At 39.5% G+C, this 16309-nt stretch carries 13 protein-coding genes; 6 read left to right on the plus strand and 7 right to left on the minus strand.

Features of this window, described 5'->3' with window-relative positions; translation table 11 throughout:
• The first annotated feature begins 11 nt into the window (after positions 1-11).
• From uxaC to FGQ66_RS00095, 4 genes are all read left to right on the plus strand, one after another.
• Positions 12-1406: a glucuronate isomerase gene (gene uxaC, locus FGQ66_RS00075; protein ID WP_113845236.1), complete on the plus strand. Its 1395-nt coding sequence runs from the start codon at positions 12-14 to the stop codon at positions 1404-1406.
• A 356-nt stretch (positions 1407-1762) separates the two neighbouring features.
• Positions 1763-2446 (plus strand): rhamnogalacturonan acetylesterase, encoded by a 684-nt coding sequence (locus FGQ66_RS00085; RefSeq protein ID WP_138301337.1) that lies wholly within the window; start codon positions 1763-1765, stop codon positions 2444-2446.
• Position 2447: 1 nt separating this feature from the next.
• Entirely contained in the window at positions 2448-3284 is an 837-nt protein-coding gene (locus FGQ66_RS00090) for a sugar phosphate isomerase/epimerase family protein (protein ID WP_171024546.1), read from the plus strand.
• A 10-nt stretch (positions 3285-3294) separates the two neighbouring features.
• Positions 3295-5049, plus strand: coding sequence for an ABC transporter ATP-binding protein (locus tag FGQ66_RS00095; protein WP_113845233.1), 1755 nt, complete (start codon positions 3295-3297; stop codon positions 5047-5049).
• A 10-nt stretch (positions 5050-5059) separates the two neighbouring features.
• Here FGQ66_RS00095 and FGQ66_RS00100 read toward each other — a convergent pair whose 3' ends face one another.
• From FGQ66_RS00100 to FGQ66_RS00115, 4 genes are all read right to left on the minus strand, one after another.
• Positions 5060-5272 (minus strand): hypothetical protein, encoded by a 213-nt coding sequence (locus FGQ66_RS00100; protein ID WP_113845232.1) that lies wholly within the window; start codon positions 5270-5272, stop codon positions 5060-5062.
• Positions 5273-5464: 192 nt separating this feature from the next.
• Positions 5465-6088 carry a hypothetical protein gene (locus tag FGQ66_RS00105; RefSeq protein WP_115235118.1) on the minus strand — a complete coding sequence of 208 codons (624 nt, stop codon included), beginning with the start codon at positions 6086-6088 and terminating at the stop codon, positions 5465-5467.
• 459 nt (positions 6089-6547) lie between these two features.
• Entirely contained in the window at positions 6548-6889 is a 342-nt protein-coding gene (locus FGQ66_RS00110; RefSeq protein WP_005876101.1) for a YlbF/YmcA family competence regulator, read from the minus strand.
• 65 nt (positions 6890-6954) lie between these two features.
• A complete protein-coding gene (locus FGQ66_RS00115; protein ID WP_005876103.1) occupies positions 6955-9126 on the minus strand; it encodes a PBP1A family penicillin-binding protein in 2172 nt (723 codons plus the stop codon).
• Positions 9127-9332: 206 nt separating this feature from the next.
• Between FGQ66_RS00115 and FGQ66_RS00120 the strand changes: the two genes are divergently transcribed.
• Complete coding sequence (locus FGQ66_RS00120; RefSeq protein ID WP_081134634.1) at positions 9333-10187, plus strand: RluA family pseudouridine synthase; 855 nt, start codon at positions 9333-9335, stop codon at positions 10185-10187.
• A 73-nt stretch (positions 10188-10260) separates the two neighbouring features.
• Here the strand turns inward: FGQ66_RS00120 and FGQ66_RS00125 are convergent, their stop codons facing one another.
• From FGQ66_RS00125 to FGQ66_RS00135, 3 genes are read right to left on the minus strand one after another with little or no spacing between them, the layout of a single operon-like run.
• Positions 10261-11124, minus strand: coding sequence for an ROK family protein (locus FGQ66_RS00125; protein WP_005876107.1), 864 nt, complete (start codon positions 11122-11124; stop codon positions 10261-10263).
• A 3-nt stretch (positions 11125-11127) separates the two neighbouring features.
• Positions 11128-13809, minus strand: a complete 2682-nt coding sequence (locus FGQ66_RS00130) for an alpha-mannosidase (protein WP_138301339.1) — start codon at positions 13807-13809, stop codon at positions 11128-11130.
• A 10-nt stretch (positions 13810-13819) separates the two neighbouring features.
• Positions 13820-15109, minus strand: coding sequence for a glycoside hydrolase family 125 protein (locus FGQ66_RS00135; RefSeq protein WP_138301340.1), 1290 nt, complete (start codon positions 15107-15109; stop codon positions 13820-13822).
• Between the two features lie 153 nt (positions 15110-15262).
• Between FGQ66_RS00135 and FGQ66_RS00140 the strand changes: the two genes are divergently transcribed.
• Positions 15263-16309 carry a GntR family transcriptional regulator gene (locus FGQ66_RS00140; protein ID WP_081134642.1) on the plus strand — a complete coding sequence of 349 codons (1047 nt, stop codon included), beginning with the start codon at positions 15263-15265 and terminating at the stop codon, positions 16307-16309.

Genomic DNA, 16309 nt, shown 5'->3' on the forward strand with positions numbered 1-16309 from the left:
AAGGACGACAAATGTTTTTATCAGAAGATTTTTTATTAAAAGATGAATGGGCAAAAAAATTGTATCATTCTTATGCAAAGAAAATGCCCATCATTGATTATCATTGCCATTTAGACCCAAAAGAAATCTACGAGAATAAAAATTTTGAAAATATCACCGAAGCTTGGTTAGGTGGCGATCACTACAAATGGCGTCTGATGCGTGCCTGTGGTGTGCCAGAGGAAAAGATTACTGGTAACGCTTCTGATTTCGAAAAATTTCTAGCATGGTGTCAAACTGTACCAAAGATCATTGGCAATCCACTCTATACGTGGACCCATCTTGAACTAAAACGTTTTTTTGATATCGACCTCCTTGTTAACGAAGAAAATGCCCAAGAAATCTGGGATCAAGCAAACAAATGTTTAGCAACACCTGAATTCAAGCGACGAGAAATTGCAAAAAATGCGCATGTTAAAGTTATATGTACGACCGATGATCCCATCGATGACCTCCACTATCACCGCTTATTAGCTGAAGAAGAAACAGAATTGCGCGTTCTCCCTTCTTTTAGACCAGACAAAGCATTGAATGTCGATAAAGAAGGATTTAAGCAGTGGGTCACAGCGCTAGCGGAAGAAACGGAACAACCAATCACAACCTACGCACAGTTTATTGAAGCTTTGGGACAACGAGTAGATTATTTCCATCAACATGGCTGCCGTGTCTCCGATCATGCGCTAGATACATTGCGTTATGCAGAGGCAGACGAGGAGCAATTAGAAGCGATCTTCCAGAAAGCTCTGGCTGGCAAACCATTAGAAAAAGCGGATATCGATGCTTATCGTACAGAAACACTAAGCCGACTATTCCAATTCTATCATTCCTACAAATGGACGATGCAACTGCATATCCATGCCTACCGGAACTGTAATACACGGATGTTTGAGACATTAGGACCAGATACTGGCTATGATGGGATCAATGACCTGTCATTAACTGTGCCATTACAACAGCTATTGGACCGTGCTGAAAGTACCGATCAATTACCTAAAACGATCCTTTATTCATTAAATCCAAATGATTATCCGATCATCACTGCTTTGATGGGATGTTTTCAAAAAGAAGCACCTGGTAAATTACAATTAGGATCAGGCTGGTGGTACAACGATACGCGTGCGGGGATGAGAGAACAGCTCACACAATTTGCTGATGGAAGTGCTTTAGGTAATTTTGTTGGTATGCTCACGGATTCCAGAAGTTTTCTTTCGTACACTAGGCATGAATATTTCCGTCGTGTACTTTGCGAATTTATCGGGGAAATGGTCGAACGCGGTGAAGCGCCAGAAGATGTTGAACTACTCGGCAACCTTGTAGAAAATATCAGCTACCACAATGCCCAACACTATTTTGGTTTTTTTGATTAGTCACTAGTGGACAGTTTTTGCTATGTCTACTGTTCCCTATTTCTTTGATTATATGCTTGAGGCTGGGACAGAAGTGTTTAACTCCGAGAAATAAGAAGAAATGAACGAAAATTGCTTTTCACAATTTTGTGGATTTCGGCTTATTTAAGAAGGAGTTGCTTCTGCTCCCACCATTTATTCGTTTTTTAAGGATGAGACAAAAGTATTTCTTCCTTTTGTCCCACTCTCGATTCTTTTTGAAGAAAAAGCGTAAATAGATAAAAAGGACACTCGTACTAGCAACTACTCCCTTTACCATGAGTGTATCGTTCCTCCCTAGATTTCAGAAAAAAATACAGTTAGAAAGTAGTGAAAAAATGCCAACCATCCATATTGCTGGAGATTCTACTGCCTCAATAAAAGAAGAACAAAAACGACCAGAAACCGGTTGGGGAGAAAAATTTGCTTCCTATTTCACTCCAGCTGTTTCCCTCAATAATCAAGCAATGAACGGTCGGAGCACCAAATCCTTCATTGAGGAAGGACGTTTAGCTCGTCTAGTTACTACATTTAAACCAGGCGATTTTTTGTTGATTCAATTTGGACATAATGATCAAAAAATACAAGCAGATAAGGGAACCCTTCCGTACGGAGAGTATATTGAGAATCTTGCGGTTTTTGCCCGTACAGCCATAAAAGCAAATGTCCATCCAGTTTTTCTGACTCCAGTCACTCGGCGAAATTATTTGCCCAATGGCAGGTTAGACGTCGATTGTTTAGGCGAATATCCTAGTGCAATGAAACAATTTGCAAAAAAAAATAATTATCCGTTGTTAGATATCTTTTCGTTATCACAGCAGTTTTTACACACCTACACAGAGGAACAAACAAAAGAATTTTATTTGCATCTAAAACCTGAAGAAAACAAAAATTATCCAGATGGTTTGGAGGACAATACCCATTTCAGTCCATTAGGAGCAGAAAAAATAGCACACTTGATCGTTCAAGAAATAAAAACACAACAACTACCGCTTGCTGAGTTATTGAAAGAAGGTGTTTAAGATTTTCCCACTTAATTTAGGGATTCGAGCACATGACTTAACCATCACTACAAAAGAAAACTTGGTTCAAAAGTTGCAAGAGTTGCGCCTTTCTCATATCCAATTTGCACCACAAAAAGCGTTTCCGAAAGAATTGACGTTAGGCAACATGACTTTAGGGACAGCTAGTCACTTTGGCACTTATTTCCAAAAAAACGATATTGAACTTTCTATACTGGGGTGTTATGTCAATATTTCCAGTGAAGATAGTCATATTCGAAAACAAGCGTTAGCTACGTTCAAACATCAGATTTCACTTTGCTCAGCTTATGGAGCAAAGATGATTGCTACAGAAACTGGTAGTGTCGGGACTGGCTATACTCCAAGAAATTTTACCGAAGAAGCGTATCAAATTGCTCGAGATTCTGTCATCGAAATGGTCAAAGAAGCAGAAAAGTTTGGTGTAACCGTCGCAATCGAAGCCGGCATCAATCATCCGCTCTACTCTTATCAATTAGCTAAAAGATTGATCCATGATGTGGCTTCTCCAAATCTAAAGCTCATATTAGACTGCGCAAATTTGATTTGTCCTCAAAATCACGGAGAACAAAAAGCAATCATTCAAAATGCCTTAGAAGAACTTGGTCCTCATTTAGTAGCGTTGCATCTTAAGGACTACATCATCAAAAACAAAACCATCCAGATGGTCCCAGTAGGCCAAGGCTGTTTAGATTTCCGCCCTTTGTTGCACTTTGCAAAATACGACCGTCCTCTGCTGTATACGACCCTTGAAGCAACACCGGAAAAATCGGTTGTCCAGGCAGTAACCCATTTAGAACGTCTTTACGACATTTGCTGAGGTATGAATGATGGAAGAACATATCAAAGAGAGTTATCTAAAAGAACAAAAGAATCCATTTTATATTTTATTGACACTTTATCAAGGCAATTATGGACGCTTTGCTCTATCCAGTCTATTTTTTGTGATCAAACACTTGCCTTCATGGCTCATGCCAATAGCCATTGCGAACGTGATCAATGTAGCAACATCAAGAGATACTACACAGATCCATACAATTTATGTAAATGCTCTATTTATGTTTTTACTGATTGGCCAAAATATTTTGACCAATTACTTTCATGTCAAATATCATAGCTCTTCGATTCGCCAAGTAGAAGCTGGGCTCCGTGGAGCATTGATCAAGAAAATCCAAGAATTATCGATCCCCTATCAGAAGGAGATGCAGTCTGGGAGGATCCAATCAAAGATCATTCGTGATGTTGAAGCTATCCAGACTCTCTCGTCGCAAGTCTTTGTAAGTGCATTGAATATTTCAGTGAATTTATTCGTAGCTCTGGGAATCACCTTATACAAAAGCCCAGTAGTTTTTCTCTTCTTTTTAGCAACCGTTCCATTTGCCGCATTAGTTGTTGTTTTCTTCCGCAAGAAAATCAAACGGTCAAACTCAGAATTCCGTCAAGAAATGGAAGAAACTTCAGCAAAAGTGTTTGAAGTAATCGAACTAGCTCCGATTGCTAGAGCTCATTCACTAGAAGATCATGAAACAAAACGTTTGAATACCCATTTTTCTCAAATCTATAAAAAAGGATTCCAATTAGATATATTGCAATCGGTTTTTGGTTCTGTGAGTTGGGCTAGTTTTCAAATTTTCCAATTGATCTGTTTGATATTTACTGGACTATTAGCGCTACAAGGAAAAATCCAACCAGGCGACGTAGTGATGTACCAAACTTACTTTACAACTGTCGTCAACTCAGTTTCGGGGATCATCACCCTCGTTCCAACGATCTCAAAGGGAATGGAATCAATTAGTTCTATCGGGGAAATCATGGGTGCTGGTGAAGTAGAGCGCTATCAAGGAAAAAAGAAAATAAAAAAAATAGACGGCCATTTTTACTTCGATCATGTCAGTTTTCATTATTTAGATAAACAACACCCCGTCATCGACGATTTCACCTTAGATGTCCAACCTGGAGAAACAATCGCCTTTGTTGGACCGTCAGGCTCAGGCAAATCTACGCTACTGAATTTATTGATTGGTTTCATCCAACCTACTTCAGGAACGATCTATCTCGATGAACAACCGTTGACGCAAGTGGATATGCGATCTGTTCGGCAATTTTTAGCTGTCGTTCCACAAACGACATTGCTTTTTTCTGCATCAATCAGAGAAAATATTACGTATGGACTGACGAACATTTCAGAACAGCAACTAGATGCAGTGATCGAAGCTGCACAGCTACGTTCATTGATCGAAGAGCTTCCCAATGGATTGGACACCTTAGTCGGAGAAAATGGCAGTCAATTATCTGGTGGCCAGAAACAACGGATTTCCATCGCACGGGCCTTGATTCGTAACCCTAAAATCATTTTATTGGATGAAGCTACTTCAGCCTTGGATACACAATCGGAAAAAAAGATTCAACACGCACTAGATTATTTGACCGAAGCAGCGACCACATTTATTGTTGCCCATCGACTTTCTACCATCAAAGAAGCAGATCGCATCATTGTGATCGAGAAAGGAAAAATCATCGAAACTGGCACCTACGAAGAATTAATGGCTAACAAGGGGTATTTTTATCAGATGCAGCATGAATAACGAAAAGTACTTATTTACGTTTTCGTATTCCTTTGTAGATAGCAAAAGGCACAATGATGACACAAAATAAGACAATGATGTCTATCAGGTATTTTTCATCAAATACAGAAGAAACTACTTGGGCAGTTGTCAAAGAATAAATTGCTGGGAGTAAGAGAATCGTGAAAAGATACGAACCGATGATTTCCCAAAAATCTTTCCAAGAAAATTTTTTATTTTTCATTCTGATACACCACCTTACTTTAAATCGTCAACTGAATCTTTAAACGAGAATCATCTGGAAAACTATCTCTAGTATAGCAGATACACCTTGATAGTTAAGAAACAAACCTGTCTTTCCAACTACTTTCAGCATAAACAAAAAATCTCTGCATACAACGATCGATTGTTATCGTCTATACAGAGTTTTTTTGTTTTATCTTGAATCGGAATCAAGAGAACGGACAAGAGAAGCTCTTTGCTTAATCTGCAATTCTTTGACTGCTATCCCATGAAGGATCACAGTTTTTCTGGAGACTCTACTATCTGAACGTTGCGGTATTTTTCTTAGATCGATCCTCTTTTTTGGTGGCTCAGACGTTTGGTGAAAAGTGCTTGAGTGCCGTTGCATATTTGATCGCCCCATCGGGTATTCTGACTGTTCAGACTGCTGGTTATTTGCTTGCTTCATTTGATGATGAGTTTGCCAAGCATTTTTACAGGATTTAAAGTTGTTCACATGTCGTTCTACTCGTTCGTTGAGTTTAGTATATTTATTTTTTCGTATGTATTTCATCAGAAAGTTCTTCTTGTTTTGGCGCCTTCCAGAAACTTCTTTATTTAAACTAGCTAACCAATTAATACTGCTTTCATAGTTGGTAAAGCTATCCACAGTCTGCTTCTGTGCATACTGCCATGCGGCATCTTGTACCGTATTTTCTAGTTTCATCAGATACGTCAAGAGTGTTTTAGTCTTAGATTTTGCGCATAGTTCCGTCATTCGTTTGAAATTAAAGCATGGCGTATTCTCAATACCTAAAAAATATTTTTCCTGCTCCATCGCTAGCTCCCCTTAATATTCTGTATTTTAGTTACTATCTAAGTAACCATAGCAAAAAATGTTGGAGAATAGTGGCAATCGCAGAACTCTTTTTTCTTCAAACGAAAAAAATAATCTTCCCTCAGAATTGCTCATTGAAGCAGTCAAAACAATAAACGTATTTTCTCTACTTCTCATATTTTATACCTCATGTTTCGACCATCTTAAAATCTGGAAAAGCCATTTTTCACGCTAAATCCATTCAAAAAAAGAGGTTGGGACAGAAGTGTTTAACTCCGAGAAATAAGAAGAAATTCACGAAAATTGCTTTTCAAATTTTTGTGAATTTCGGCTTATTTCCGAAGGAGTTGCTTCTGCACCCACCGTTTATTCGTTTTTAAAGAATGGGACAGAAGTGTTTCTTACTTTTGCCCCAACCTCTTTTCCATTCTTAGCTTCAGTCCATACTATTCAAGACTTCTATTCACTATATAAATCTCTGACTGGTGTCATGATGATTCGGTTTAAATCATTAATGATCGTGCTGAATCCTTGTTCTTTTTGCATCAAATCATTGATAACTTCTTCTGCTTGGATTTTCATTGCCATCTCTTGGGCTTTGGCTGCATCTTCATCACTGAATTCTTGGCCGCTCATTTGTTTTTCTTGCAATTCGATTTGCATTGCTTGGAAATCTTTAAATAACTGATGCGCTTCTTCATTGGCTTTTACTTTTGCATAAGCTTCTTCCAAAGCCTTGAATTCTGGTAATTCGCGGATTTCACGTTCAATTTGATTTGCGCTATCATAAATATTTGACATAATTAGCCTCTTTTCTTTTTTTATTCCCTTTTATTGTAACATTTGTTTATCCGTTTTCATAGAGTCTACTCTCCTTGGTATTTACGCCAAAGATCCTTGGCTGCTTCTCCGACTCCTTTGACACCATCTTTCACTAGATCGCCAAATTTTTTCAGGCCATCTTTTGCCTGCTCGCCATACTGATTCAGGTTATCTTGCCACTGACTCGTTTCTCCGTTAGATTGCGTGTCATTGTTCACTTGATCGGCAGCAACGACTTGTCCGCCTGTGGCATATGCATCCGCCACACTAAAACTACTTTTATCCGTATAAGGAAGGATTCCTTCTGCTGCTGACTTGAAGACTCTCCCGACAACATTCCCACTGGTACCTTCTAAATAGTGGATCTCACTCGATTCTTCGTATCCCATCCAAGTAGAAATCACTACGTCAGGGGTATATCCTACGATCCATTGGTCGTTGGCTTTGGTAGAATCAAAGTTGGTTTCAGTAGTTCCTGTCTTTCCGGCTACTGTATAACCGGCTGGATTTGCCGCAACTGCTGTTCCATTTGAAAATGTACCTAAAAGCATACTTGTCATTTGATCAGCCGTTTCTTCAGAAATCACTTGTTTTGGCTTTTTGCTCGTATTGTCAACGATCACTGCACCAGTAGAATCAACGATTTTAGTGATTAAATGTGGTGTATACATTTTTCCTTTATTGGCAAAAGCACTATAAGCACCTGCCATCGTCAATGGTGATACCCCTTTTTCCAGACCACCTAATGCCAGACCATAGTATTTGTCTGATTTTGATAAAGGTAACCCAAATTCTTCTGCTTTGTCGTATCCTTTTTGCAAGCCAATCTCATGGAGCAACCAAACAGCTGGCAAGTTCAAACTATTGGCGACTGCTTGATACATTGGAACACTACCTTGATACGTTCCATCAAAGTTATGCGCATCGTAATACGATTGTGGTTCATCTCTCAACACACTTGACGGCGTATAACCTGCTTCTAACGCAGGTGCATAGACACTCAGCGGTTTGATCGTTGAACCTGGTGATCGTTCCATTTGCGTGGCAAAACTAAATCCACGGAAAACATGTTCACCACGTCTCCCGACCAGTGCTTCAACGCCACCACTTTGTGGGTCTAAAGCAACGGAGGCGGATTGGACCATTGCGCCATCTGCAGCATTGGCTGGGAATATTGCATTATTTTGATATGTTGCTTCTAATTGTTTCTGATAGTCTTGATCCAATGCGGTATAGATTTTATAGCCTTTATTCATCACATCCGCTTCATCTAAACCATACTCTTTTACCGCTTCATCAATGACCGCATCAAAATAATAAGGGTAGCGATAACCCGATTCAGAATTATCATATGTGTCGTTGAGGTATTGACTGATATCGGTTTGACTTTCTGCTTGATATTGTTCTTTTGTCAGCTTCCCATTTTCTTCCATTACACTTAATACGGTATTTTTTCGATTGTTTGCATTTTCCGGATGATCAATCGGATTATAGATTCCGGGACCTTTTAGCATTCCCGCTAAGGTTGCTGCCTCAGAGATCGTTACCTGGCTTGCATCAACGCCAAAGTATTTTCGTGAAGCGTCCTGCACTCCCCACACTCCATTACCGAAATAGGCGTTGTTCAAATACATCGTCAAAATTTCTTCTTTGCTATACTTCTTCTCGATTTCGATCGCTAAGAAAAGTTCCTTTGCTTTTCGATCAAAGGTTTGGTCAAGTGTCAAGTACGCATTTTTTGCAAGTTGCTGTGTGATCGTACTTCCGCCACCACCGGATGTTCCTCCGGATAAAACCATTCTCACCGCTGCTCTGGCAATCCCTTTGATATCAAATCCATGGTGTTGGTAAAAATTTCGGTCTTCTGTTGAAATTACCGCATCTTGTATATGAGGGGAAATCGCTTGTAATTCGACATATGTTCCTTTTTGTGCATAAAGTGTTCCTGCTTCTTCATTCTTTTTATCATAAATAACTGTTGACTGGCTTAAGCCAGATTTCAGGGTCTCAACATTTGCCTGTTTTGCTAAAATAAAAAGATAGATACTGGTGATCAATACAACAATGAGCCCGAGTAATAAGATGACTTTATTGATGTGGTATTTTTTCCAAATCCGTTTTCGCCATCGATGAAACTGTCCGAGATAAGGTCTGATCCATTGCCAAAAACTGATCAAAGCAGCTTTTATTTTCCTTAAAATGCTTTGAAAATCCATAGTTACTTCTCCTATCTTTTTGATTCAATCGTCTTATTTTAACACAAGTTATTTTGTGTTACTTCCTGCTTAAGATGTATAAAATCGACTTTTTGCAATCGTGCCGTTAGTTTAGCATACCAAATGTCAGAAATCGTTCATTTTTTTCTTAAATATATTTTAAAAATGATACAATGAAACTGCATTTGACTAAAAGGAGTAAATTTATGGAAATCACGATTACCTTACCTAGCACCCATCCTACAACAACCGTTCGAGAATTGTTAGAGCAAGAATGGCTTGTTCCAAGAAAAGTCCGCCATTTCTTACGAACACGACGGAATGTTTGGATCAATCAAGAACCAGCCTTGTTTCATTTTGAAGTTCACGGTGGCGATCATATCACCTTACGTTTCGAGGAAACAGATTACAATTATCAACAAATCCAGCTAGGAGCGGCAGAACATATCCATCCATTATATGAAGATGACCATCTGATCATCCTCAACAAACCTGCTGGAATGAAAACTCATCCCAACGAGCCCACAGAAAATGATACCTTGCTCAATCATCTGGCTGCCTATCTAGCAGATAAAGGGCAACAGCCATATGTTGTCCATCGCTTGGATAAAGAAACAAGTGGCGCTATTTTATTTGCCAAAAACCCTTTTGTTTTGCCCATTTTAGGAAGAATGTTAGAACAAAAGAAAATCTACCGGCGCTATCAAGCAATTGTTTGGGGAACGATCAATCATGACTTGGTTCTTCAAGACAAAATCGGGCGTGACCGTCATGATCGAAGAAAACGAGTCGTCGATAACAGAAATGGCCAAACCGCGCTGACACGTGTGACAGTCGACCAAGTAAGTCATGGGCAAACCCAAGTCTATTGTGTATTAGAAACTGGTCGAACTCATCAGATCAGAGTACATCTGGCAAACTATGGTCATCCGATCGTTGGTGATCCGCTTTACCAAGAGCGTCCTGATAAACGTCTAATGCTTCATGCTTTAGAACTGCATATGACCCACCCATTCACTCAAGAAAAAATCATAGGAACAGCAACCCCTGGTCTATGGTAAAAAAACACGACATGTCAGCTTTACTTTCGCTGATATGTCGTGTTTTCATTTTTAGAGGACAGGAATCCCCTGATTATTTTGTTTGAGCTAACTCATGCTCTGCTAATAACAAACTACCGATGATGCCACTCTCATTAGGTAGTCCCCAACGAACGATATATTCACTGACTGGTGGTGTTTCCATATAACCACCCATCAGTTCAACAAATTGTTGACGGATTTTGTGAAGCAAGTGGTCCTGATTCATGACACCTCCACCTAAAATGATCTTTTCAGGAGCCAAGGTTAGTGTATAGTTGACTAAAGCTTGCGCAATATAAAAAGCTTGCATATCCCAGACTGGATGATCTTGAGGAAGGTCTTGGCCTTTGATCCCCGTGCGTGCTTCAATGGAAGGTCCAGCGGCTAATCCCTCTAAACAATCTTTATGGTAAGGACAGGTCCCTTCATACGTATCGTCTGGATGTCTCTTGACCCAAATGTGCCCCATTTCCGGATGTGCGATCCCTGAAAAGATGTTTCCATCTATCACTACGCCTGCCCCAATTCCAGTTCCAACAGTCAAATAAATACAACTTTTTTTGCCAATAGCCGCGCCTTTCAATAATTCGCCATAAGCTGCAGCATTCACATCTGTCGTCCATGCAACTGGAATATCATAATGGTCTTTGATACTCCCCAAAAAATTGTAATTCGTCCAACCTTTTTTTGGTGTGGCTAAAACATAGCCATAGCTATCTGTACTCTTGTCAATACCGATAGGACCAAAAGAACCGATGCCCATTGCTTCTAACTCATATTGATCGAAAAAATCAAAGACTTGCTTCAATGTTTCTTCCGGCGCTGTTGTAGGAATACTGATTTTTTCTACGATAACGCCTTCATCAGACACCGCACAAACAAATTTTGTTCCACCTGCTTCTATCCCACCATACATTTGCTATTCCTCCTTAAATCCGATTGTCCGAATTTCATAAGGCTTAAGATTTGGATCAACCGTTTCTTCCCATGTTTCTTCAAGTAGATTCAACAAGTGTCCAGATTGACCATTTTTTTCTATCTGTAGTTTTTCTAAATGACTAGACATATTGAATCCTCTTACTACTACTTTATCACTAAATTTGCTCCGTTTCAAAGCTGTAATTGCAAACGTTTCACCTGTACAAGATAAATATTGATTTTTTTGTGGAAGTGTTCCTTTTTGTTTTGCTAATTGTTTTGTTGAGAAAGGAATCTGTGCAGTATAGGCATGCTGATAGCTAACGAATTTTTCTGCCGTTGGCTGTACTTCGATACTATAGTTAAATCGATATTCTCCTAAACATTGTGCCTCAGGAGTTGGGAAATATCCCCAGTCACCTAATTCACCTACGCAACGTAATAATGTCAAAGCAATCACACCGTCATCGACAATCTCATATTCATTCAGTCCATAGTTTCCAATTGTTACACCGTACGTTTGATCCTTTAAGTGAGTAAATGCATGCTGGTGTTGTGGATTCGTAGGATTTTCCCAATCTTTTGCGACAGTATTAGGACGTGTGACTACTTCAAAGATACTATCTGCCTCATGTTGTTCCACATGTAACTTTGTCGGAAATAAGACACGCAAACGGTGGTCTTTCATTTGATTATCCACAGTTGTTTCAAAATCGATTTTCTTGCTATTTTTTCTTAAAGTAATCAGTGTAGTCAGCTCTAATACCGCTGTTTCTGTGGAACGCCCTGCTTTTCTATGCCGAAATTCGATGACCATTTCTTGTTCTTTTTCTAGACGCTCATCTGCCGCAACTGGGATCACCATCTCTTGCGTCAATCGGATTTGTGCGAGTTCTCTTGTATCGGTCACGATTTCAATTGTACTATTGCTTATTTCTTTAGATAAAATCGCTTGGTCATTCTCAGGTTGTTTGAAGATATATTCATTCCCAACATCACCCACATCTTCAAAAACTAATAAGTCGTCTAATACAACCCCAGTGACTTTGTCTGTCAAAGTGAGTGTCCCGTTTGACTGGATCTCTAACTGAACTTGATCATTTTTCAGCACTCGTCCAGCATCTTCGATCAGCGTACCGGCTTGTTCTTCGGCCGCCCCTTCAACTAAAACAAATGTTTCCCAAGAAAAAGCAGGCATTTCAGTTATAGGTAAACGAATTGTGATCGTTCGTGCCATATATGGTACCCTAAACCGATCTTTTGGTAAGTCATAGCCAAACGCGACTTTCTCTTCTGAGATCATTGCGGATAATTTTTTCCCGTCGACTGTTTCGACATGATACACTTTCTTTGGTCGCTGTTCTAATTCCGCATAAAGTGCTTCTGGTATTCCTTCTGCAAACCGTTTTCTTTCTAATTCGATGCTGATTCCTGCTTCACCTGTTTTAGGCGATCCAGCAGTATTGAACACAACAAATGGATAACTAGCTTCTGGTATTCCACTCGTATCGATTGCTTCGCCTAGTTGTCTCAGTGCTTCATCTGCCAGATACTTCCCTACTTCATTGGCTTTTTCAAATCGTGTGATCATTTCTCGATGCACAGAATCAACGGAACAACCGCAGATGCTGTCATGAGGATGATTTTGCATCAGTGTCTTCCAAGCATAGTCTAGTTGATCATGCGGATACTCTCCTGTTACCTCATACGCCATCGTCGCCAACGGTTCTGTAATATTTTCAAGTTGTCTTTGGACTTTTGTGTTCCACTGTTTCAAGTATACTCGTGCTGAAGCTGTGTTTGCTAAAGTGTACCATCCATCCGTTTCTTGACTCGTCAGCTCACCTTCAACAGCCCCCAGATCTTTTGGTAGATCTTTTTGGACTGCCTCAAGATAATCCACAAAGTTAGAATGGACGAACTCATAATCAGGATATAGTTCATTTGCTAAACGGATTGCTTTTGATATATCTTTTTGAACTGGTTGATGGTCGACCCCATTCATCATCAAAAGATGGTCTGTCGAAGCATACTGTTCTGCGTCTGCCAGTTTTTGCTTCCAAAAAACTTTTGCTGCTTCTTTTTCTGATGGTATTTCATTGCCATTACTATACCAGTTCGCAAAAAGCAACCCAAAAATCTCTGTTTGATCAGGTCCTTTCCACCACATCTCAGAATACTGAGAAGAGTAATTTTCCGCTTCTAATACTTGATTATCAAATCCAATCGGCTTAACACCTCGCCCAAATGCGGCTGCCTCTAATCCAGCTTGTTTCATCATCTGCGGTGTTTGCCCCATATTGCCAAAGGTATCTGGGAAATAACCAAGCATGACAGGTGTTCCCCATTTTTGACTTTCCTCCATGCCAATCAGCATATTGCGCACATTTGATTCTGAGCTGATCAAAAAGTCATCTTGTAAAATATAGAACGGACCGATCCGTAATTTTCCTGCCGTGATTGCTTGCTGAACCAACTCTCTCTTTTCAGGTCGAACTTGCAGATAATCATCTAGAATAATCGTCTGCCCATCAAGATGGAAACTATTGAATTCTGGATCTTTCTCGAATAATTCCAGAAGATCATCCATTAATTCAACCAATCGCATGTGATGTTGTTCGTACGCCATGTACCACTCTCGATCCCAATGGCTATGAGAAATGATATATACTTTCTTTTTCATATGTTTCCTCCTATTTCGCTACTCGAATATCAAAATAATCCATGACTAATTCACAAAACATCATATTTGCCCAAGAGAACCATTCTCTCGTGTAATTTTGCGGGTTGTTCACATCAAAGCCTTCGTGCATCAAGTGTGTCCCCGCATCTGTCGCTACTAACAAATCTAAAATCCGTTCTTTTTCTGCTTTATCCTCAGTCGTCATCCCTTCCATCGCTAAAGCAATTGGCCAGATATAGTTTTCAGGTGTGTGGGAAGAACCTATTCCCTTCGCATATTCTCCTTCGTAAAAATATGGATTCTCTTTACTCAATAGAGTCGCTCTAGTTGCAAGGTACTGTGGATCATCCATCGAACCATAGCCTAGATATGGTGCAGAGATCAGATTAGGTACATTGCTATCATCCATGATCGATGTATTTCCTAGACCATCCACTTCGTAAGCGTAGATTTTTTCCCCATTTTGATTTTGTGTATAGGCAAAATCATCAATGCCTTGTTGGATATCTGTCTTTAATTTTCTCGCTTCTTTTACCAATGCTTCTTCTGAAAGAATGTTTGTAAAGATATCTTCTATATACTCTAAGACCACAACAGCAAACATATTGGAAGGAACTAGATAGCCGTATTGGCATGCATCATCACTAGGACGGAACCCTGACCAAGTCATGCCAGTCGGCGCAACTTTGGCACCGCGCCCATCATTTACTAAAGTATCCTCTTTGCGTGTCGTGTCACGCACAAATGTATACGGCGATTTTTCATGGTCCTGTTCTGTTTTGAAGACGCCTAATATTTTTTTGATACCTTCTACAAAAGAGGCATCGAATTGATCTGTGCGTCCTGTATTTTTATATAATAGGTAGGCCAATTGCACCGGATAGCATAAGGAATCGATTTCATATTTCCGTTCCCAGATCCAGTCATTCATCTTCGTATGATCGTTTTGGTGGCCCGCCCCATTCGCCTCTTCGTTGAATGCGTTCGCATAAGGATCGATATTGATGTAATTGAACTGTTTCTTAACTAACCCACTGATCATGTCGGCTAAATCTTCATCTTCTTTTGCCAGTACAAGATACGGACGTACCTGTGCAGTAGAATCACGTAGCCACATCGCAGGAATATCGCCAGTTAATAAGAAAGTCGTTCCATCCTCATGACGTTTTACAGTCGTTAACAGTGTATTCGCAAATGCCGCAGAAAAGTTTTCCGCCCAATCCGCATGTTTATCTCCGCATTTTTCTGTTATTTCTTCCATAAATTGTTTAACTGAATTTGGTATGTCTTTATAAGCCATTATTTTCCCTCTTTCCGGTTTGGTATATCACAAACGAATTATACCTCTCTGTCATAAGAATGTCTACGCTTTCAAAATGAGATTTTTCTTATTTACTTTTCCCTTTTTTATGCTATCATTTATCTATGATATATCATATAAGAAGGTGTTTTTATGGATCAACCGTTATACCAAAAAATATTCAATGACCTAAAAGCTGCTATTGCTGACGGTTCGTTGCCAGTCGATAGCCAAGTCCCTACAGAAAAAGAATTATCCGCAAAATATCAAGTAAGTCGAATCACTTCGAAACGAGCCCTTACAGAATTAGAGCAATTAGGATTGATCTATCGGGTACGTGGAAAAGGAAGCTTTGTTAAGGCCGCAACTAGTGTGGAACAGCATGCAGTGCTTCCTAAAAATAGTCGTATTTTATTCCTATTACCTTTTTTGTCAGATCTTTCCGTAGGTGACTTTACCAAAGGATTGAATCCTGTCATGCAAGAACAGCAGTTGGAAGTCATGATGACTACCCTAGATTTTCTCACGAATAAAACAGCACATGAACTTATGCAGGAATTTGATGGTTTGATCTATTATGCTTTTGATACAGATCATCACCTTGATTTGCTCTTTGAACTTTCATTGAAGCAATTTCCAGTGGTCATTTTAGATAAGAAAATCTATGAATTACCTTTTCCTACTGTTCTTTCAGACAATTTCCAAGGCGGTTCTCTAGCTACGGAACACTTAATAAAAGAAGGACATCAAAAAATTGCGTATCTTTTTGGCGAACAGACTCATCCACAATCTGTACGCCAACGTTATTTGGGTTACTTAGAGGCATTGAATAAAGCAAAATTACCTTTCCATACCCCATTAGATGATAAAAGTGCTACGATCGATACCTTGATGAACTATGTCAATGACCATAAAGTAACAGCTTTTGTCTGTGAAAACGATCTTGTCGCCATTCAAACGATGAACTACTTGAAGCAACATGGTTATGACATTCCTAATGACTTTTCAGTTATCGGCTTTGATGATATCCAGGCCGCTGCTCTGGTCGATCCTCCATTAACCACTGTAGCTCAGGATTTTCATAAATTAGGGGAAATTGCAGGAAGATCGCTCATTGAATGGCTACAGACAAAAGAGATACCCGCGGATAGTAGTTATCCAGTTTCATTTATCAAACGACACTCAACAAAGGAGATGTAA

This window comes from Enterococcus sp. BSD2780061688st2 D3 (assembly GCF_005844145.1).
Lineage (GTDB): Bacteria > Bacillota > Bacilli > Lactobacillales > Enterococcaceae > Enterococcus_B > Enterococcus_B durans.

Coding starts and splice junctions, on each gene's coding strand:
- FGQ66_RS00115 (WP_005876103.1), bottom strand. CDS start 9,126: ATGGATTTTCAAAGCATTTTAAGGAAAATAAAAGCTGCTTTGATCAGT.
- FGQ66_RS00130 (WP_138301339.1), bottom strand. CDS start 13,809: ATGAAAAAGAAAGTATATATCATTTCTCATAGCCATTGGGATCGAGAG.
- FGQ66_RS00100 (WP_113845232.1), bottom strand. CDS start 5,272: ATGAAAAATAAAAAATTTTCTTGGAAAGATTTTTGGGAAATCATCGGT.
- FGQ66_RS00085 (WP_138301337.1), top strand. CDS start 1,763: ATGCCAACCATCCATATTGCTGGAGATTCTACTGCCTCAATAAAAGAA.
- FGQ66_RS00105 (WP_115235118.1), bottom strand. CDS start 6,088: ATGGAGCAGGAAAAATATTTTTTAGGTATTGAGAATACGCCATGCTTT.
- FGQ66_RS00135 (WP_138301340.1), bottom strand. CDS start 15,109: ATGGCTTATAAAGACATACCAAATTCAGTTAAACAATTTATGGAAGAA.
- FGQ66_RS00095 (WP_113845233.1), top strand. CDS start 3,295: ATGGAAGAACATATCAAAGAGAGTTATCTAAAAGAACAAAAGAATCCA.
- FGQ66_RS00110 (WP_005876101.1), bottom strand. CDS start 6,889: ATGTCAAATATTTATGATAGCGCAAATCAAATTGAACGTGAAATCCGC.
- FGQ66_RS00140 (WP_081134642.1), top strand. CDS start 15,263: ATGGATCAACCGTTATACCAAAAAATATTCAATGACCTAAAAGCTGCT.
- uxaC (WP_113845236.1), top strand. CDS start 12: ATGTTTTTATCAGAAGATTTTTTATTAAAAGATGAATGGGCAAAAAAA.
- FGQ66_RS00125 (WP_005876107.1), bottom strand. CDS start 11,124: ATGTATGGTGGGATAGAAGCAGGTGGAACAAAATTTGTTTGTGCGGTG.
- FGQ66_RS00120 (WP_081134634.1), top strand. CDS start 9,333: ATGGAAATCACGATTACCTTACCTAGCACCCATCCTACAACAACCGTT.